Origin of the sequence: Halobacillus litoralis, assembly GCF_020524025.1 — a bacterium.
GTDB lineage: Bacteria > Bacillota > Bacilli > Bacillales > Halobacillaceae > Halobacillus > Halobacillus litoralis_D.
Map to the genome: position 1 here is coordinate 937,878 of NZ_JAIVKN010000001.1, position 19,593 is coordinate 957,470.

At 43.2% G+C, this 19,593-nt stretch carries 17 protein-coding genes; 14 read left to right on the plus strand and 3 right to left on the minus strand.

Annotation, left to right across the window (positions count from 1 at the left end):
- Positions 1 to 21: 21 nt before the first annotated feature.
- From yidD to plsY, 3 genes are all read right to left on the minus strand, one after another.
- A complete protein-coding gene (yidD, locus tag LC036_RS04965) occupies positions 22 to 258 on the minus strand; it encodes a membrane protein insertion efficiency factor YidD (protein WP_226579041.1) in 237 nt (78 codons plus the stop codon).
- A 1-nt stretch (position 259) separates the two neighbouring features.
- Positions 260 to 1,198, minus strand: a complete 939-nt coding sequence (gene folE2, locus LC036_RS04970; protein ID WP_226579044.1) for a GTP cyclohydrolase FolE2 — start codon at positions 1,196 to 1,198, stop codon at positions 260 to 262.
- Between the two features lie 174 nt (positions 1,199 to 1,372).
- A complete protein-coding gene (gene plsY / locus LC036_RS04975; RefSeq protein ID WP_226580007.1) occupies positions 1,373 to 1,954 on the minus strand; it encodes a glycerol-3-phosphate 1-O-acyltransferase PlsY in 582 nt (193 codons plus the stop codon).
- 375 nt (positions 1,955 to 2,329) lie between these two features.
- On the opposite strand from plsY, the gene LC036_RS04980 reads away from it, so the two are divergent.
- The 14 genes from LC036_RS04980 to LC036_RS05045 all read left to right on the plus strand — a co-directional run bounded on the left by LC036_RS04980 (position 2,330) and on the right by LC036_RS05045 (position 19,552).
- Complete coding sequence (locus tag LC036_RS04980; protein ID WP_226579046.1) at positions 2,330 to 3,388, plus strand: ABC transporter ATP-binding protein; 1,059 nt, start codon at positions 2,330 to 2,332, stop codon at positions 3,386 to 3,388.
- Positions 3,388 to 4,914, plus strand: coding sequence for an ABC transporter permease/substrate-binding protein (locus LC036_RS04985; protein WP_226580010.1), 1,527 nt, complete (start codon positions 3,388 to 3,390; stop codon positions 4,912 to 4,914). Before LC036_RS04980 ends, LC036_RS04985 begins: the two co-directional genes overlap by 1 nt.
- Positions 4,915 to 4,924: 10 nt before the next feature.
- Positions 4,925 to 5,335, plus strand: a complete 411-nt coding sequence (locus tag LC036_RS04990) for a CoA-binding protein (protein ID WP_226579048.1) — start codon at positions 4,925 to 4,927, stop codon at positions 5,333 to 5,335.
- A gap of 360 nt (positions 5,336 to 5,695) precedes the next feature.
- Positions 5,696 to 7,651, plus strand: coding sequence for a DNA topoisomerase IV subunit B (gene parE / locus LC036_RS04995; protein WP_226579051.1), 1,956 nt, complete (start codon positions 5,696 to 5,698; stop codon positions 7,649 to 7,651).
- A gap of 15 nt (positions 7,652 to 7,666) precedes the next feature.
- A complete protein-coding gene (gene parC, locus LC036_RS05000) occupies positions 7,667 to 10,126 on the plus strand; it encodes a DNA topoisomerase IV subunit A (protein ID WP_226579053.1) in 2,460 nt (819 codons plus the stop codon).
- Between the two features lie 190 nt (positions 10,127 to 10,316).
- Entirely contained in the window at positions 10,317 to 11,039 is a 723-nt protein-coding gene (locus LC036_RS05005; RefSeq protein ID WP_226579057.1) for a hypothetical protein, read from the plus strand.
- A gap of 154 nt (positions 11,040 to 11,193) precedes the next feature.
- The gene (locus tag LC036_RS05010; RefSeq protein WP_226579058.1) at positions 11,194 to 11,826 is read left to right on the plus strand and encodes a TetR/AcrR family transcriptional regulator; all 633 of its coding nucleotides are present in this window, start codon (positions 11,194 to 11,196) and stop codon (positions 11,824 to 11,826) included.
- A gap of 69 nt (positions 11,827 to 11,895) precedes the next feature.
- Entirely contained in the window at positions 11,896 to 13,038 is a 1,143-nt protein-coding gene (locus tag LC036_RS05015) for an acyl-CoA dehydrogenase (protein ID WP_226579061.1), read from the plus strand.
- Between the two features lie 20 nt (positions 13,039 to 13,058).
- Positions 13,059 to 14,702, plus strand: coding sequence for an AMP-binding protein (locus LC036_RS05020; protein WP_226579064.1), 1,644 nt, complete (start codon positions 13,059 to 13,061; stop codon positions 14,700 to 14,702).
- Positions 14,703 to 14,715: 13 nt separating this feature from the next.
- A complete protein-coding gene (locus LC036_RS05025) occupies positions 14,716 to 16,071 on the plus strand; it encodes an acetyl/propionyl/methylcrotonyl-CoA carboxylase subunit alpha (protein WP_226579067.1) in 1,356 nt (451 codons plus the stop codon).
- A gap of 13 nt (positions 16,072 to 16,084) precedes the next feature.
- On the plus strand, positions 16,085 to 16,297 hold the full coding sequence (locus tag LC036_RS05030; RefSeq protein ID WP_226579070.1) for an acetyl-CoA carboxylase biotin carboxyl carrier protein subunit: 213 nt from the start codon (positions 16,085 to 16,087) through the stop codon (positions 16,295 to 16,297).
- 15 nt (positions 16,298 to 16,312) lie between these two features.
- A complete protein-coding gene (locus LC036_RS05035; protein ID WP_226579072.1) occupies positions 16,313 to 17,221 on the plus strand; it encodes a hydroxymethylglutaryl-CoA lyase in 909 nt (302 codons plus the stop codon).
- A gap of 3 nt (positions 17,222 to 17,224) precedes the next feature.
- On the plus strand, positions 17,225 to 18,007 hold the full coding sequence (locus tag LC036_RS05040) for an enoyl-CoA hydratase (protein ID WP_226579074.1): 783 nt from the start codon (positions 17,225 to 17,227) through the stop codon (positions 18,005 to 18,007).
- Positions 18,008 to 18,022: 15 nt separating this feature from the next.
- Complete coding sequence (locus LC036_RS05045) at positions 18,023 to 19,552, plus strand: acyl-CoA carboxylase subunit beta (RefSeq protein ID WP_226580012.1); 1,530 nt, start codon at positions 18,023 to 18,025, stop codon at positions 19,550 to 19,552.
- The last annotated feature ends 41 nt before the right edge of the window (positions 19,553 to 19,593 follow it).

A 19,593-nucleotide genomic window follows, 5' to 3' on the forward strand; every position in this document is an offset into this window, starting at 1 on the left:
CCTTTTTCTCATAGCTTTACATCATTCCGATTCTTGGCTTTTCTGCTTCATAGGAACAGGGTCGAACCCACCTGGATGAAACGGATGGCACTTCAAAATCCGTTTCACTGTTAAAAAACAACCTTTGAAAAAACCGAAACGTTCAAATGCTTCTAACCCATAAGTTGAGCATGTCGGTTGAAATCTACAGCTCGGCGGGAAAAAGGGGCTGATCCCTTTCCTATAAAAATGGATTATAGCAATCATGATATGTTTCATATTACGCCTGATCTTTCTCCAGCTTTTTATCATAGCTTAAAGTAGCTACTGCATCATGTAAATGAATGGATTCTTCATTTCGACAGCTGACTGTGAAAGACTCAACAAAAGAGTATTCATAAAGATCAGCAGCGACAAGTCGTACGATATCCTCAACGAACCTAGGATTTTCATAAGCCTGCTCGGTCACCATCTTCTCATCCGGACGCTTAAGGACAGGGTGTATTCTGGCACTTGCATTGCTTTCTGCGGCTTCAAGAAGAGCGGCTTTCCAGTCAAGGCCTTCCTCATGGAAATCATCCGTCAATTTAACTGTCATCGTTACATTCCCGCGCTGATTGTGAGCGCTGTATTCACTGATCTCTTTCGAGCAAGGACAGAGCGTCGTAATTTTTCCTGTCAGCGAAACGGTAACATCATGTCCTGTCTCGGCATCATACTCCACACGAATCGTAGCATCAGCATGATTCATTCCCGTAAGATCTGAGTATGGACCTTTACGTTCGAAAAACCAAGGGAAAGTAACTTCCACCTCTGCATCGGTTTGTTTTAAACGACCGGCAAGTTCTTCTGTGAATTCTTTTAATGTAGCGATATCGACAGCAAATCCATCATTGTGATACTTATCCAGCTGTTCGGTGAACCGGCTCATGTTTGTACCTTTACTTCCTTGTGCAATGGAAGAACCAAACGAGAAGGTTCCGATGGTGGTCTGAATCTGTGGTGTTAAATCACTTGGGATACGAATGGGGTGTTTAACATTAGAAATCCCCACCATATCTATATCAAATAGGAAGTCTTTTTTAGAGTTCTGCAAGTCAGCCATCTGACCTTTTTCAACTGGTTTGGTTCTTGGACCTGGTTCGACTGATCCAAATAATTTATGACGCTCCTCTTTAGAAGGGAGTTGTTTATTTTGATTCAATTCTGTTTTATTCATAACAAGGACTCCTTTCAGGCCTTCTTTCTAAATCAAAGTATACCGTATGTATTTCCGTTTATACAATGGAATGCTTATGGAAATATGCTTTCTTATAGAGTATGTCATAAAAGAAAGCCTATCCTAAGATTCGGATAGACTTCACTCACGATACGTATCAGTATCTTCCAAAGGTTACATCCAGGTGATTTTTGGTTCGGTTTTGTTGATAATCCGCTTAATATTTGCTCTGTGCCGGTATATGACAAATACCGTAAACAGCGAAAGAACGATGGTCAACCCATATTCTTTAAGAATCAGTGACGCTGTAATTCCGACCAAACCACAAACCATCGAAGACAAGGAAACATATTTGGTCAAGTATAAGAGGATGAAAAAAGATAGAATTAATACGAGAAATATGATTGGGTTCACTCCAAGTACGACCCCTCCGGAAGTAGCCACGGCTTTTCCACCTTTGAAACCTGCAAATACAGGATACATATGACCGATTACTGCGAAAATACCAATCACAAGAGGGATGACTTCAGCTCCAAGAATAAATGGTAAAGCTGCAGCTAACGTCCCCTTTAAGATGTCCGAGATCGTTACAATAAGCCCCGCTTTTTTTCCCAGCACACGGAATGTGTTTGTCCCGCCTAAATTACCGCTGCCATGTTCTCTGATATCTGTTCCGTAACCGACTTTGCCGACAATTAATCCTGATGGAATGGAGCCAAGGAGATAGGCAAGTAGGGAGTATAATACATATTCCAATAAGTTCATCTCCTTCTTTTCTTTCTTTTATTTTATCATGATGATGATAGATAAAGAACCGGTTTTTCTACCTGCCATTGAATGTAAATAGGTTTAGACATGGAAGAAAAGATTCCAGTCTCTGTCTCATCGGCAAGTTCACAATTTTCTATTATACCAATTTAGGAGCAGGTGACAAGAACTTTCCATAAAGTGTTTACAGTATAAAAGGCTGATTCTTCTAATGCATTATGGAAGGAATAAATTTACAAAAGGCCCCACGTTTTATGATAATCCGCTTTATTGTCAGGAAGCATATCCATTGCAAAAAGTTTCGAATTATGAAAATGTGGGTATTTAGATATGGTCTTTAGTTTAATGCTTAGGGGGAAAATAATGATAACGTTCACTGATGTGACAAAAACATATCCGGATGGAACGACGGCTTTAAAGAATATTGACTTAGAAGTGAAGGAAGGCGAGCTTTTAACATTAATAGGTCCAAGTGGCTGTGGAAAGACAACAACCATGAAAATGATTAACCGTCTCATCCATCCGACAAAAGGAACAATAACGATACATAACAAGGATATTACCGAGTACAATATCCACGAACTTAGATGGAACATTGGTTATGTTCTGCAGGAAATTGCTCTGTTCCCACATATGACGATTGAAGAAAACATTTCGATTGTGCCTGAAATGAAAAAGTGGAAAAAGAAGGATTTGTCTAAACGAATTGATGAACTGATGAATATGGTGGGTCTTGACTCAAAAAAGCACCGCAAAAGAAAGCCGAGTGAACTATCCGGCGGGCAGCAACAGCGGGTAGGTGTCATTCGTGCCCTCGCTGCCGATCCAGATATCATATTAATGGATGAACCTTTCAGCGCGCTTGATCCGATTAGTCGAGAACAGCTGCAGAAAGACATCCGAAACCTCCAGCAGGAAATTCAAAAAACCATTGTATTTGTTACACATGATATGGATGAAGCGATGGCTTTAGGTGATCGGGTTTGTTTAATGAAAGAGGGGGAAATTGTTCAGCTGGACACGCCTCAAAACTTAATCTTAAATCCCGCTGACGAATTTGTTCAGGACTTTATCGGGAGCCGGAAAACTCCATGGCAGACAGCTGTGGATGTCATTATTGATCAAACGGCACAGGACATCTATTCAATTGAGGAATTGGATCAAGTACCTGATAAAGGCACGTATGTGCTAAAGGACACAGATGGTTCTTATACTTATGCTCTGAACAATGGAGAAAAAACAGAACTGCCTGCTATAGAAAATGGAACCGTGCTTCGAGAGGCTGTTCAACTTTTTGAAAAAGGAAACTATGAAGTCTTACCCGTAATAAGAAAGAATCAATTGATTGGTACTTTATCCTATAAAGACATTGTACTCTACCTCAAAGAACAATCGAAAGAAGAAATGGAGGTAGGACAATGATGGTTGGTTTTATAAATGTATTTATGGAAAGACAGGACGTTTTATGGGAAAAAGTATGGGAGCATTTGCAGATATCTATCATCTCCCTGGTCATTGCCACGCTTATTTCTGTTCCTCTGGGGCTTCTTCTAACCAGGAAGCAGAAAGTAGCTGAACCAGTCATAGGTTTAACGGCTGTGTTACAGACCATTCCCAGTTTAGCTGTACTCGCTTTTCTCATCCCGTTCTTTGGGATTGGGCAGACGCCGGCTATTATCGCTCTTGCTGCGTATGGACTCCTTCCTATTTTAAGGAATACGTATACAGGCATTAAAGAAGTGGATCCTGCTTTAAAAGAAGCGGCCACTGGTATGGGAATGAGTTCATTCAGGCGCCTATCAAGAGTGGAGCTGCCACTTGCTATGCCTGTCATTATGGCGGGTATACGAACGTCTATGGTCTTAATTGTCGGAACAACCACTATTGCAGCTTTAATAGGTGCCGGGGGTCTCGGTGATTTGATTTTACTGGGCCTGGATCGTGGTGGTGATGCCAATCTTATCTTGTTGGGAGCTATCCCGGCTGCGCTTTTAGCCATTATTCTCGATTTAATCTTACGTTTATTCGAACGGACATCAGCAAAATCGGGTTTTCGCTCACTTGTCAGTCTATTAGTCATAGCTGCATTAATTGCTGTTGGACCTTTAGCTTTCGGTGGTAAAGCAAAGAATGATATCACACTCGGTGCGAAATTAGGGTCAGAACCAGCTATTCTTATAAACATGTATAAGCTGTTGATTGAAGAGGAAACGGATATAAGTGTAGGGTTGAAGCCAAACTTAGGAAAGACAGATTTAGTCTTCAGCGCGCTCGAAGAAGGCAGTATTGATATTTATCCTGAATTTACGGGGACAGCCATTGTCTCATTGTTAGGGGAACAGGCCAATAGCAATGATCCCAAGGAAGTGTATCAGCAGGCGCAAGAAGGTATGGCTGACACATATGACATGGCTTTTCTTGAACCTATGCAGTTCAATAATACGTATGCCGTAGCGACGACTCAAAAGCTCGCTGAACAATACGGACTCGAAACGATCGGCGATTTGAAACAGGTGGAAGATCAAATCACCGCCGGCTTCACGTTAGAATTCAATGACCGCCAGGATGGATATCAGGGCATGAAAGAAGTATACAACCTTGATTTAGGGGAAGTTCGAACGATGGATCCAGGGTTAAGACAAGGAGCTATATCCAGTGGGGAAGTCGACATTATTGACGCCTATGCTACAGCTGGTTATATGGTAGATTTAAATCTAAAAGTGCTGGAAGATCCGAAGAACCTTTTTCCTCCTTATCAGGGAGCTCCTTTGATGAGACAGGAAACGCTGGACCGCTATCCTGAAATCCAGGAAGTACTAAATCAATTAGGTGGTAAGATTACAGGAGATCAAATGAGGGAAATGAACTATGCGGTTGATTTTGAAGACCGTTCACCAGAAGCAGTCGCCCGCGAATATCTCTTGAATCAAGGTTTGATTGAAGAATAGGAGGAATTCTGTGTCTTTTCAAAACCCATATAAAGATGAGATTAAACAGCTGTTAGAAGAGTCAAAAACCATTGCGGTTGTAGGTTTATCAGACAAACCTCACCGGACGTCCTATCAAGTCAGCCAGGCAATGCAGGAGGCAGGATACAAAATTATTCCTGTTAACCCGACAATTACGGAGGCTTTAGGCGAGAAAGCCGTTGCAGATTTAAGCGAGATTCAGGAACCTGTCGATATTATTAATGTGTTTCGAAGATCTGAATATCTGCCGGATGCAGCCCGGAAGGCAAAAGAAATTGATGCCAAAGCATTCTGGGCCCAGCAGGGAGTGTATAGTGAGGAGGCCTGGCATCTGTTAGAAGACGACTCAAAGCTTGTCATTATGGACCTCTGCATTAAAGTTGCGCATAGTATTTATTAACAAAAAAATAAACAGAAATTGAAAAAATCCCTGGTCATTCAGGGGTTTTTTCATGTTTTTTGGAAGAATTATGTTTGCGAAACCCTATAAAATCGCTACAATATAACAAGCAATGTTTTTTTCGGTGTAAGGTCGTGGAAAGAAAATGAAGCATACCGGACCATTCATAAGGAAGCATAAGACAGGCAATTTTATGGAAGAACACACCTCTATATCATTGCGTGTCTTATACTAGGCTGAAGAAGCATGAACTGTGTAGATCAAGGATAAACATTTACACGAACGAACGTTTGTTCTATTATTGATAGTAGGTACGTAGTTATCGTTGTTGTTGTTGAAGAGAAAGGAGCCGATGGCAAATTGTCGAATCAAAATCAAACGTATTCAGATGATTCAATACAAGTACTGGAAGGGTTGGAGGCCGTTCGGAAAAGGCCCGGGATGTATATCGGGTCGACCGATCATCGTGGTCTTCATCATCTTGTACATGAAATTGTAGATAACGCGATCGATGAAGCATTGTCTGGATTCGGTCAGAAGATGACTGTCACGCTCCACAAAGATGGCAGTGTTTCGGTTGAGGATGAAGCTAGAGGAATGCCTACGGGGATGCATAAAACAGGAAAACCAACACCTGAAGTAATCCTGACAGTCCTGCATGCCGGCGGGAAATTTGGACAGGGTGGCTATAAATCTTCCGGTGGGCTTCACGGCGTTGGCGCCTCCGTTGTGAATGCGCTGTCGGAGTGGCTCGAGGTGCACATCTGCAGAGACGGAGAGAAATTTTATCAAAGGTTTGAAAATGGCGGAGTACCTGTAACGTCCCTTGAGAATAAAGGGGCGACAAGAAAAACAGGAACGACCATCCGTTTTAAACCTGATCCAAAAATATTTTCCGTAACGAAGTTTAATTTTGAGACCCTTTCGGAAAGATTGAGAGAAGCGGCCTTTTTATTAAAAGGATTCCGTATCGTCTTAGTAGATGAACGAAAAGAGACTGTAAAAGAAGAGTACCAATATGATGATGGCCTTGTATCCTTCGTAAGTTACCTGAACGAAGAAAAAGATACCCTTCACCCTGTGGTCTCCTTTGAAGGAGAGCACGCGGGCATTGAAGTCGATTTCGCTTTTCAATTCAATGATGGGTTTGCTGAGAATATCCTCTCTTTTGTTAATAACGTTCGTACAAAAGATGGAGGTACCCATGAATCAGGAGCTAAAACGGCGATTACGAGAATCTTTAACGATTACGCACGAAGAGCCCAGCTTCTAAAGGAAAAAGATAAGAATTTAGAAGGAAACGATATCAGAGAGGGATTTACAGCTATTATCTCTGCAAGAATTCCTGAAGAACTCTTACAGTTTGAAGGACAAACGAAGAGTAAACTTGGGACATCCGAGGCAAGATCAGCTGTTGACGGGGTCGTGGCTGAGCAGTTGTCCTACTTTTTAGAAGAGAACCCTGATGTAGCTTCCATGCTTATTAAAAAAGCCATTAAGGCTAAAGAAGCGCGTGAAGCAGCAAGAAAAGCCCGTGAAGATGCCCGTTCAGGCAAAAAGAAAAAGCGGAAAGATACATTGCTTAGTGGGAAGTTAACACCAGCGCAGTCAAAAAACGCACAAAAGAATGAGTTATACTTAGTTGAGGGAGACTCAGCAGGTGGATCAGCGAAGCAGGGACGTGACCGAAAGTTTCAGGCCGTGCTTCCCCTGCGAGGAAAAGTTATTAATACAGAAAAAGCAAAGATTGCTGATATCTTTAAAAACGAAGAAATATCTACAATTATTCATACCATTGGTGCAGGTGTTGGAGGAGATTTCACCTTAGAAGACTGCAATTACGATAAAATCGTCATTATGACCGACGCCGACACGGATGGTGCTCATATCCAGGTTCTGCTGCTGACTTTCTTCTACCGTTACATGAGGCCATTGGTGGAAGCTGGGAAAGTGTTCATTGCTCTCCCGCCTCTATATAAAGTCTCTAAAGGAAAAGGCAAGAAAGAAAAAACAGAATATGCCTGGGATGAACAAGGCATGCAGAAGATACTGAAAGAATTTAAGAATGGTTATTCGATCCAACGTTACAAAGGTTTAGGGGAAATGAATGCTGATCAGCTCTGGGAAACAACGATGAATCCGGAGTCACGCACGTTAATACGGGTAACAATTGACGATATTGCACGTGTTGAACGCAGGGTGACAACCCTCATGGGAGACAAAGTGGAACCTCGCCGTAAATGGATTGAATCCCACGTCGCTTTTGGTCTTGAGGACGAAGCGAACATTCTAGAAAATGACAAAATTCAATCGTAAAAGGGGGACCCTCTGTTGGCTGAGGCAGAAAAGTTTTTAGATTTACCATTAGAAGAAGTTCTCGGAGACCGCTTCGGGAGGTATAGTAAGTATATTATTCAGGAACGTGCTCTTCCAGATGTACGGGACGGATTAAAACCTGTGCAGCGACGTATTCTCTATGCGATGCATCAGGAAAAGAACACTCATGAGAAAGCCTACCGGAAATCGGCAAAGACCGTGGGTACCGTTATCGGTAACTACCACCCGCACGGGGATACATCCGTGTATGATGCGATGGTTCGTTTAAGCCAGACATGGAAAGTAAGAAAACCGCTCGTTGAGATGCATGGAAATAACGGGAGCGTCGATGGTGATCCTCCCGCAGCCATGCGTTACACGGAAGCGCGTCTTTCGGCCATCTCATCTGAATTGTTAAGAGATATCGAAAAGCAGACCGTAGAGTTTATTCCAAACTTTGATGACACTATTGAAGAGCCGACTGTCCTGCCGGCTAAGTTTCCTAACCTGCTTGTGAACGGATCAACAGGAATTTCAGCAGGTTACGCAACGGAAATCCCTTCCCATAACTTAGGTGAAGTCATTGATGCTGTGATTATGAAAATTGATAAGCCAACAGCGACTGTTCCTGATCTAATGACTAAGCTTAAAGGACCTGATTTTCCAACCGGTGGAACTATTCAGGGAGTAGATGGCATTCGTAAAGCGTACGAAACCGGAAAAGGAAAGATCGTTGTCCGCGGCCGTGCTGAAATTCAGCAGCAGCGCGGAGGCCGGGAACAGATCGTCATTGACGAAATTCCTTTTGAAGTAAATAAAGCAAACATGGTCAAGCGTATGGATGAACTGCGGATCGATAAAAAAGTAGAAGGAATTGCGGAGGTTCGTGACGAAACGGACCGTACAGGCCTGCGTGTCGTGATTGATCTGAAGAAAGATGCTAATAGTGAAGGTGTCTTAAATTACCTGTATAAGCATACCGATCTTCAGATTTCCTATAACTTTAACATGGTGGCGATCCACGACCGGACGCCTAAACTGCTGAGCCTTCCAATGATGCTGGACTCTTATATCCACCATCAAAAAGAAGTCGTTACAAGGCAGTCGATTTTTGACTTAAATAAAGCCAAAAGCCGTGCTCATATTGTCGAAGGCTTAATTAAAGCGATTTCTATCCTGGATGAAGTAATTGCAACGATCCGGGCTTCTAAAGATAAAGCAGATGCGAAGGACCAGTTGATCTCGAAATACGGGTTTACGCAGGAACAGTCCGAAGCGATTGTAACCTTACAGCTTTATCGTTTAACAAATACAGATATTACAGCCCTGCAGGCAGAAGCAGAAGAATTGAACAAACAGATTGAATACTTGGAGAAGCTCCTGACGAGTGAGCATGAGATGATGAAGGTCATCAAGGCAGATCTCCGCTCTATGAAGAAGCAGTACAGCGATAATCGCCTGACGAACATTGAAGAGAAGGTCGAAGAATTAAAAGTGGATCTAGAAGTTACCGTAGCGAGTGAAGATGTATTGGTGTCAGTCACCAAAGACGGGTATGTAAAACGAACGAGCCTACGTTCCTACGCAGCTTCTAATGGCGCTGACTTTGCTCTTAAAGACGGTGATCATCTCCTCCGTTTATGTGAAATGAATACAACCGACACGATTCTATTATTTACAAATTTAGGGAAGTATCTATTCCTGCCCGTTCATAAGCTCCCGGATATCCGCTGGAAGGACCTTGGGCAGTACATTTCAAATATTGTACAGGTTGAAAAGGATGAATATCTTGTTGAAGCCATCCCGGTCCGGGAATTTAACGAAAACAAATTCCTCTTATTCTTCACTAAAAATGGGATGGTGAAGAAGAGTGAGCTGAGTCTCTATCAGGCCCAGCGTCATTCTAAAGCGTTAGTAGCCATTAATTTGAAGAATGATGATGAAGTCGTTGATGTTCATATGACAAATGGAGAGTCCGACCTCTTCCTTGCTTCTGATAAAGGGTATGCGCTCTGGTATCACGAAGAAGAAGTAAATACAGTCGGCCAAAGGGCATCAGGAGTAAAAGCGATCCAGCTGAAAGAAGATGAACACGTGGTTTCCGGCCAGGTATTTGACGCTAAAGACGATCCATCCATCTTACTAACGACACACCGTGCAGCCGTTAAGCGTATGAGGTTGAAAGAATTCGACCGGACAAGCAGAGCCAAACGCGGTGTTATTATGCTGCGTGAACTGAAAAAGAACCCTCATGAACTTGTCGATGTCCACCTTGTGCAGCGGGACGATCAAGTCGTCATCATGACAGAAAAAGATGAAATCATTTACGTAAATCCGATGGACTTCAAAGCAAACGATCGATACAGCAATGGTTCCTATGTATTGGATACAGAACAAAAAGGAACCGTGAAAGAAGCCTGGGTCAAGCCTGAATATGAAGTTCCGTTTGAATCAGATTCTGCAGAAAATAAATAACTGTAACGAAGAGCCTCTGAATAATCAGGGGCTCTTTTTTTATTACAGAAACCATAGTGATCTTTGGTTTTCTTTAGATTAATGTCTGAAAAGCCCTGAATTTATTCAGGTCATAATATTGATATTATCAAGCCTCTGTGTGCTAACGTCCACACTATATATCCCTTTGAAAATACAATAAGAATAGAAAGTGGAGGTGAAAAAGTTGAAAGATGAGAGAAATGATAATGAGAGTCATTCATCCAACTTAAGATGGGGGGATGATCATAAGCGGGATTGCTGTGAAAAGCAGTTTCCAATTTATTCTAAGCCCCGTAGATGCAATTGCCCGCCAGGCCCAACAGGTGCAACAGGAGAACCAGGTCCGCCAGGCCCAACAGGTGCAACAGGAGAACCAGGTCCGCCAGGGCCAACAGGTGCAACAGGAGAACCAGGTCCGCCAGGGCCAACAGGTGCAACAGGAGAACCAGGTCCGCCAGGCCCAACAGGTGCAACAGGGGAACCAGGTCCTAGTGTTATAGCGATTACCTTGGCGAATCCTAGAATACAAGGATCGCCTAATGGGCGTTTTGTAGGTGTAGGTTCTAAAGGTCCTTTTATAGAAAATAATGTAGTCGTACCTCAAAATGCATTAATCACCGGGTTTGTATTAAGTATTCGAGATGAGGCAGTTACGGGTGACGAAGAAATCAAGGGTACAATATGGGTTGATTCTAGTGGTTGTGGAACTGAACCTCAACCTCTAGATATTAGCGTGACATTTAAAGCTGACGATGACCCTTTTGAATGTTGTAAACATGCTGTGTTTGAGCCAGTACCGTTATCTCAATGTGATTTATTATCTGTGGAAATATTAGGGAAGGATGCATTGGAAAGTGGTGTAACAGCAACCATTTTATTAGAATTGATCTAACAGTAATGTTTTTCACAAGAAAGAACAGGATTTCCAACTGTTCTTTCTTGTAGATATAAATTATTCTTTATATTTTGTAAAGTTAAGATAATTTTGATTTGTAGTTGAAAACTATGATAAAATGAGTATATATTCAGCGGAAGGGAGTTGATGTATGAGTGATTTAAGAGAAACCATCATTCAGACATCCTTAGAACTCTTCGATCGCCACGGCTTTCATGGCGTCACGGTCAATCAGATTGTACAAGCGTCTAACACCTCTAAAGGCGGCTTCTATCACCACTTTCAATCAAAAGAAGAACTGCTCTTCGTCATTCACGATACCTTTATTACATATGTATTGAAAGAAGCTCAGGCTGCCCATGTCATTCATACTTCCCCGGTCCCTAAAGTTCAGGCCATCATTCAATCATTCGTTCAAGTTTTTGATTTATATAAGCCGCATATTTCTGTTTTTTATCAGGAGAGTATCTATCTTAAACCTGAATACGAAGAGAAAATTAAACGGAAAAGAGACGAATTTAAACGTATGATTTTTGAGGTCATAGAAGAAGGTCAGAATGTGGGCTGTTTTCGAAGAGAGCTGCCTCTTGAGATTACAGGGATGGCGATCCTTGGGATGGTCAATTGGATATACAAATGGTATCGACGTGATGGTGCGTATACCATCGATCAAATTGCCGAGGTATTTACAGACTTAATTCTGCATTTTTTACTGCCGGCAAAGGAAGAAGCTCAGTATTTTACCCATGTACTTAAAGTCCCTTTTTTTTATGAAAGTCAGTAAGCGCTTTCATATATTTTTATCACTTAGACAGACCAACCAGTCGGTCTTTATTCCTTGAGGAGGAATCCTATGAATTTTGAATTAACGAAAGAACAGGAAATGACAAGAAAAATGGTGCGTGACTTTGCTGAGGATGTCATTGCCCCTAGAGCTGTCGATATTGACATCAACAGCGATTTTCCAAAAGATATCTTTGATGAAATGGGAAAGCTCGGTTTACTTGGCATTCCGTTCCCTGAAGAGTATGGAGGATCCGGTGGAGATACGGTAAGTTATGCTTTAGCTGTCGAGGAGATCGGTCGTGTGTGCGGTTCAACAGGACTCAGCTATGCTGCTGCGGTTTCTCTTGGCGCCAGCCCTATTTACTATTTTGGAACCGAAGAGCAAAAAAAGGAGTATCTGACTCCTTTAGCAAAAGGAGAAGGTTTGGCCTCTTTTGGGTTAACGGAGCCAAATGCAGGATCGGATGCAGGAGGAACGAGAACCCGTGCCGAATTGAAGGGTGACCACTATGTGATTAATGGGGAAAAGTGCTGGATTACAAATGCTGAATATGCGAGATCCATCACTGTTACGGCTGTATCTGGAAAAAGAGAAGACGGAAAAAACATCATTTCTGCTTTTATTATTCCAAAAGATACTCCCGGAATGAAGATTTCCAGTCCTTACGACAAAATGGGTGTGAGAGGTTCCAACACATCTGAAATTATCCTGGAGGACGTAAAAGTTCCAAAAGAAAACATCCTTGGTGATCCGCAAAAAGGATTCAAGCAATTTCTGTATACGCTCGATGGCGGCCGGATTTCCATTGCCGCTCTTGCCGTAGGTATTGCACAGGCGTCGCTTGACCGGGCACTTGCTTATGCAAAAGAGAGAAAGCAGTTTGGTGAGCCGATTTCTAAATTCCAGGCGATTCAGTTCAAGCTTGCTGATATGGCAATGGAAGTAGAGTTAGCCCGGAACATGGTCCTTAAAGCAGCGTGGCTTAAGGATGAAGGAAAGAACTTCACAAAAGAATCCGCCTATGCGAAGCTGTTTGCTTCTGAAACGGCCTTTAGATCAGCGAATCAGGCAATACAGATCCATGGCGGATATGGCTATATGAGGGAGTATGAAGTGGAGCGTTTCCTGCGTGATGCAAAACTGCTTGAGATCGGTGAAGGCACTTCTGAAATTCAGCGGATGGTTATTGCCCGTCAACTTGGTTGTTAATAAGAAAAGGAGGAAAATTAATGTCACTTTTAGAACAGACCGTTGGTGAACTGTTAGAAAAACAGGCTGCAGCTTATCCGGATCATGAAGCGTTTGTATATCCGGATAAAGGCTTAAGGAAAAGCTATTCAGAGTTTAATGAAATGACGGATGAAGCAGCTAAAGGACTGATGGCGTTAGGAATTGAAAAAGGAGAACATGTAGCGATCTGGTCAGACAATAAGCCGGAGTGGCTGGTTTCACAGTTTGCATCAGGAAAAATGGGTGGTGTGCTGGTTACAGTCAATACGAATTACAGGGCCCAGGAGCTTGAATACCTTCTTAGACAGTCAGACGCCTCGACGCTGATTTTGTCGGAAGATTTTAAAGGCACCTCCTACATCGATATTTTAAAAGAAATTTGTCCTGAACTGGAAACGTCTGAAAAAGGAGACCTACAAAGTGCAAGACTGCCATTTCTTAAAAATGTTGTCGTACTCAGCGATAAACCGCATCGTGGCTGCTATACGTGGCAGGATGTTCTTGATATGGGTATGACGATAAGCGATGAAGAATTAAAAGAGCGGAAGGAAATGCTTTCTTACAGAGATGTTATCAATATGCAGTATACTTCCGGGACGACAGGATTCCCTAAAGGGGTCATGTTGAGTCATTACAATGTCGTCAATAACGGAAACCAAGTGGCGGATTGTATGAACCTTACAGAAGAGGACCGTCTCTGCATCCCCGTTCCATTCTTCCATTGCTTTGGCTGTGTTCTTGGAACGATGGCTGCGGTATCTAAAGCATCAACGATGGTCATCTTAGAGAATTTCGATCCGAAAAAGGTGTTGGAAGCGGTTAAAGAAGAACGCTGTACCGCCCTGCACGGGGTGCCGACGATGTTTATTGCAGAGTTGAACCACCCCGACTATGAAGAGCTTAAACCAACAACCTTACGAACGGGCATCATGGCAGGGTCGACCTGTCCAATGGAAGTGATGAAACGTGTTATCCATGATATGGGGGCAGAAGAAATTACGATTGCCTATGGGCAGACGGAATCTTCACCTGTGATCACACAAACCAAAGCGGATGACCCCATCGATCTTAGAGTCTCAAGTGTCGGCCGCGCGCTTCCAAATGTCGAAGTGAAGATTGTTGAGCCTGCAACGGGTGAAAAAGTCGAAGCAGGGATTCCTGGCGAATTGTGTACACGAGGTTATCTCGTGATGGAAGGTTATTATAAAAATGAAGAAGCAACGAGTTCGGCTATTGATCCAGATGGATGGCTTCATACTGGAGATCTTGCCGTTATGGATAAAAACGGGTATGTGGAAATTACCGGCCGGATGAAGGATATGATCATCCGCGGTGGCGAAAATGTCTACCCTCGGGAAATTGAGGAATTCCTGTATCAGCATCCTGATGTTTTAGATGTGCAAATCGTCGGGGTACCCGATGACAAGTATGGCGAAGAGATTATGGCATGGATTATTCCAAAGGAAAACAAGCAGTTAAATGAAAGCGATATCAAGGGATTTTGTGAAGGGAAAATCTCCCGGCATAAAATACCAAGATACATCTCGTTTGTCGATGAATATCCGATGACAGCAAGCGGAAAAATTCAGAAGTTCAGGCTTCGGGAAGATGCACTTGAAATGGTGAACATGAAATCTAAATGATGAGGTGATGGATGTGTTCAATAAAATATTGATAGCGAACCGTGGAGAAATTGCTGCAAGAATCATACGGACGTGTCAACAATTAGGCATTCGGACAGTCGCTGTTTATTCAGAAGCCGATCAATCTGCTCCTTATGTGAAAATGGCAGATGAAAGCTATTTAATCGGAAAGCCGCGTGTAAATGAATCGTATTTAAATAGTGAAAAGATCTTAAAAGTAGCGAAAGAATCCGGTGCAGAAGCCATTCACCCTGGTTACGGACTGCTGAGTGAAAATGGAGACTTTGCAAAGCAGACAGAAGCAGCAGGTCTGACATTTATCGGTCCAGACGCTGATGTCATATCGAAAATGGGCGATAAAATTGCAGCGCGGGCAGAAATGAAGAGGGCGGGAGTCCCTATTATTCCAGGCACCGACAACGCCGTAGCTTCTCCAGAGGAGGCCAAAGAAACAGCGAACGAATTTGGCTATCCCGTCATGTTGAAAGCAGCTGCTGGCGGTGGCGGCATCGGTATGCAGGCCGTCTATAACGATGAGGAGCTTGAGAAAGCTTTTGAAGGGAATTCCAAACGCGCAAAAGCTTTTTTCGGGGATGGGAAAATGTTCTTAGAGAAGCTTATTCAGGAGCCGAGACATATTGAAATTCAGGTGCTTGCTGACCGCTTCGGAAACGCAGTATACCTTTTCGAACGGGAATGTTCCATCCAGCGCCGCCATCAGAAGGTCGTTGAAGAAGCCCCTTCCCCGTTTCTATCGGAAGAAACACGAGTGAAGATGGGGCAGAGTGCTCTGAAAGCCGTCGAAACGCTTGGGTATTCCAATGCTGGAACGATAGAGTTTCTCGTCGATGAGGAGGAAAACTATTACTTTCTTGAAATGAACACACGTCTTCAGGTAGAGCATCCAGTAACCGAACAAATTACGGGTGTGGATCTTGTCGAGCAGCAGCTCAAAGTTGCCAATGGGGAGACATTAACCTTAAAACAGGAAGATCTGTTCATTGATGGTCATGCGATTGAAGTGCGCATCTATGCAGAAGATCCAAACACGTTTTACCCTTCTCCAGGAAAATTAACCAAGATGGCACTTCCTCAAGGGCCTGGTGTGCGTCATGAGCTCGCTGTAGATGAGAATTCAGAGGTTACACCTTTTTATGATCCCATGATTGCCAAACTTGTTGTTCATGGAGAAGATCGGGAAGATGCCATCAAGCGGATGACAAAAGCCCTTCATGAATATGAAATTGAAGGAATTAAATGTAACCTTACGATGCTGAAACGCATTATCACTCATGAAAAATTCAAACAAGGCGATACCAAAACAACCTTTATTCAAAATTACTATCTACCAACGTTAACGAATCATTAAGGAGGAAATAAATATGACAGAAATTAAAGCATCTATGGCAGGAAGTGTGTGGAAATTAGTAGCGAGCGAAGGGGATGAGATCAGCGATGGACAAGACATTGCAATCTTGGAATCTATGAAAATGGAAATCCCTATCCCGGCTGAATCTTCAGGAACGGTCAAAGAAATTAAAGTCAATGAAGGAGATTTTGTTAATGAAGGCGATGTAATTGCGATCATTGAGTAAATAGGAGCGGATTAGATGCTGAAATGGCCTGAAAAAGTAACCATTAAGGAAGTCGGCCCCCGTGATGGACTACAGAATGAAGCAAAAGAAGTTCCATTTGAGGATAAAGTGGCCTGGATCGATTTGTTATCAGAAACAGGACTTTCTTATATTGAGTTTAGTTCGTTTGTTCACCCCAAATGGATTCCTCAATTAAAAGATGCTGGAAAAGTTGCTTCCTCGATTAAACGAAAACAGGGAGTGACTTATGCTGCACTTGTTCCTAACCGAAAGGGCCTTGAAGCAGCTATCAATACGCATGTGGATGAAGTATCGGTGTTTATGTCTGCGAGTGAAACCCATAACAGAAAAAACATCAATAAATCGATTCAAGAAACCTACCCGGTTCTTGAAGAAGTTGTCAAAGAGGCAAAACTGGAAGGAAAAACGGTTCGCGGATATGTGTCGACTGTTTTCGGCTGTCCGTATGAAGGGGATATTTCTCCTGATCATGTCGTGCATGTAAGTGAACGATTGCTGGATATGGGCATTGATGAGCTTTCTTTAGGAGACACCATTGGGGTTGCTAACCCGGGCCAGGTGGATCAAGCCTTAACGGATTGGAAACACCAGCTCCCTTTCGACAAAATTGCGATGCATTTTCATAATACGAGAGGAATGGCTTTAGCTAATGTGCTCGTATCTTTGCAGCATAACATCACTACTTTTGATGCATCTCTCGGCGGCTTAGGCGGCTGTCCTTATGCAAAGGGGGCCTCTGGTAACCTTTCAACCGATGACCTCGTTCATATGCTTCATCAGATGGGTATTGAAACCGGTATTGATGAAGAGAAGTTGAAAGAAGCGGCCCGGTATATCCAGCGGGTATTAGATAAACCTCTGCCTAGTCACCAAATGCAGATGATGAATAAGGAAAGGGTGTGAATGATGGCTGAACTCATCACCTTGGAAGAAGTAGAGCCCCATGTATATCTATTAAAGCTGAATCGACCGGAAGCGGCGAATGCTTTATCAGATGCGTTGTTGGATGAACTGGCTGCAAAAATAAAAGAAATCAAACAGCGCCCTGATATTCGAGTGGTGCTCCTTACAGGAGAAGGAAATAAAGCCTTCTGTGCAGGAGCTGATTTAAAAGAGCGTGCGGGGATGTCTGAACAGGAAGTTATTCAAGCTGTATCCAAAATTGGTGATACGATTCGGATGATCGAGCAGATTCCTGTACCTACGATCGCTTTATTAAATGGTGTCGCTTTTGGTGGCGGATTAGAGCTTGCGCTGGCCTGTGACTTGCGTATGATGAGTACATCAACAAAAGTGGGACTGACAGAAACCTCTCTCGCTATTATTCCAGGCGCCGGCGGCACACAGCGTTTATCGAGGCTGATCGGCCTCGGGCAGGCAAAAGCGATGATCTACTCAGGAAAACCCGTCGAAGCGGCACGGGCTCACACGATTGGTCTCGTTGAATTCGTTTATGAACCCCAATTTCTTTTTGAAGAAGCGAAAGACTACGCTGCATGCATTGCCAGAAACGGTCCAATTGCTGTTAAACAGGCGAAGAAAGCTATAAATGAAGGGTACGATACAGGTTTAGAAAGAGGACTGGAAATAGAACGGTCCTGTTACGAGATAACTATTCCAACTTCAGACCGCAGAGAGGGACTCCAAGCTTTTAAAGAGAAGCGGAAGCCGGATTATAAAGGAGAATAAAAGGTGGATAAAACGATGTCTACGAATCAAACGTTTGAAGATCGTGCAAAGAAAATCGCCGCTGGAGGCGCAGAAAAATATCATAATAAGAACTCCGAAAAAGGAAAAATGTTTGTCAGGGAAAGACTACAGCTTTTATTTGATGACAACATCGATATCGAAGATGCTTTTTTTGCAAATTGTCAGGCAGAAGGACTGCCGGCAGATGGCGTAGTCACAGGAATTGGGAAAATTAATGGTGAGAAAGTATGTGTAATGGCAAACGATTCGACGGTAAAAGCAGGTTCCTGGGGAGCGCGTACGGTCGAAAAGATCATTCGGATACAGGAGACGGCTTTGAAATTAAATGTGCCGATGTTGTATCTTGTTGATTCAGCGGGAGCTCGGATTACCGATCAAATTGAGATGTTTCCGAATCGACGTGGAGCGGGCCGCATCTTTCATAATCAAATCAAACTATCAGGTCGTGTACCTCAAGTTTGTCTGCTCTTTGGTCCATCAGCAGCTGGTGGTGCCTACATACCTGCCTTCTGTGATATCGTCGTGATGGTGGACGGCAATGCTTCTATGTACTTGGGATCACCACGAATGGCTGAAAAGGTCATCGGAGAAAAGGTGACCTTGGAAGAAATGGGCGGAGCCAATATGCACTGTTCTGTGTCAGGCTGTGGAGACGTTCTGGCAAAAGACGAAAGTGAAGCCATTACCTTTGCAAGGAAATACTTGAGTTACTTCCCACAAAGCTACCGTGAGCTTCCTAAAAAAGCAGAATCCCTTCAGCCGGCACCTTTCGAGAAAACGATAGAAGAATTAATACCAGAAAATCAGAATGCGCCTTTTGATATGTATCACTTGATTCAACGACTAGTAGATGAAGAGTCTTTCTGTGAGATTAAGAAAAAATTCGCTCCTGAATTAATTACGGGACTATCGAGAATTGAAGGGCGTCCAGTAGGGATTCTTGCCAATCAACCGAGGGCAAAAGGCGGGGTTTTATTTCCTGATTCTGCTGATAAAGCAGCGAAATTCATACAACTTTGTGACGCCTTTAATATTCCATTGTTGTTCCTTGCAGATATTCCTGGGTTTATGATTGGAACAAAAGTCGAGCGTGCCGGCATTATCCGTCACGGTGCGAAGATGTTGTCAGCCATGAGCGAGGCGACCGTACCGAAAATTTCTGTCATCGTTCGAAAAGCGTATGGCGCTGGTCTTTATGCCATGGCAGGCCCTGCCTTTGAACCGGATGCCTGTCTCGCACTGCCGTCAGCTCAAATAGCCGTCATGGGTCCGGAAGCTGCAGTTAATGCAGTTTATGCAAACAAAATTGAAGCACTTCCAGAAGAAGAACGCCCTGCCTTTATTAAAGAAAAGCAGGAAGAGTATAAAGAAAACATCGACATTTACAGGCTTGCTTCTGAAATGGTCATTGATGATATCGTTCAGCCCAACCGCCTGCGTGAGGAATTGGCTGTCAGGTACGAGGCATATGAGAGTAAGGACGTGACCTTTACGGAAAGAAAACATGGCGTGTACCCGGTTTAATAGTAAAGACCCTGAATCTTAAAAGATCCAGGGTCTTTTTT

Excerpts from the sequence above, each read along its gene's own strand:
- yidD (WP_226579041.1), bottom strand. The coding sequence starts at position 258 with ATGAAACATATCATGATTGCTATAATCCATTTTTATAGGAAAGGGATC.
- folE2 (WP_226579044.1), bottom strand. The coding sequence starts at position 1,198 with ATGAATAAAACAGAATTGAATCAAAATAAACAACTCCCTTCTAAAGAG.
- LC036_RS04980 (WP_226579046.1), top strand. The coding sequence starts at position 2,330 with ATGATAACGTTCACTGATGTGACAAAAACATATCCGGATGGAACGACG.
- LC036_RS04985 (WP_226580010.1), top strand. The coding sequence starts at position 3,388 with ATGGTTGGTTTTATAAATGTATTTATGGAAAGACAGGACGTTTTATGG.
- LC036_RS05010 (WP_226579058.1), top strand. The coding sequence starts at position 11,194 with ATGAGTGATTTAAGAGAAACCATCATTCAGACATCCTTAGAACTCTTC.
- LC036_RS05015 (WP_226579061.1), top strand. The coding sequence starts at position 11,896 with ATGAATTTTGAATTAACGAAAGAACAGGAAATGACAAGAAAAATGGTG.
- LC036_RS05020 (WP_226579064.1), top strand. The coding sequence starts at position 13,059 with ATGTCACTTTTAGAACAGACCGTTGGTGAACTGTTAGAAAAACAGGCT.
- LC036_RS05030 (WP_226579070.1), top strand. The coding sequence starts at position 16,085 with ATGACAGAAATTAAAGCATCTATGGCAGGAAGTGTGTGGAAATTAGTA.
- LC036_RS05035 (WP_226579072.1), top strand. The coding sequence starts at position 16,313 with ATGCTGAAATGGCCTGAAAAAGTAACCATTAAGGAAGTCGGCCCCCGT.
- LC036_RS05040 (WP_226579074.1), top strand. The coding sequence starts at position 17,225 with ATGGCTGAACTCATCACCTTGGAAGAAGTAGAGCCCCATGTATATCTA.
- LC036_RS05045 (WP_226580012.1), top strand. The coding sequence starts at position 18,023 with ATGTCTACGAATCAAACGTTTGAAGATCGTGCAAAGAAAATCGCCGCT.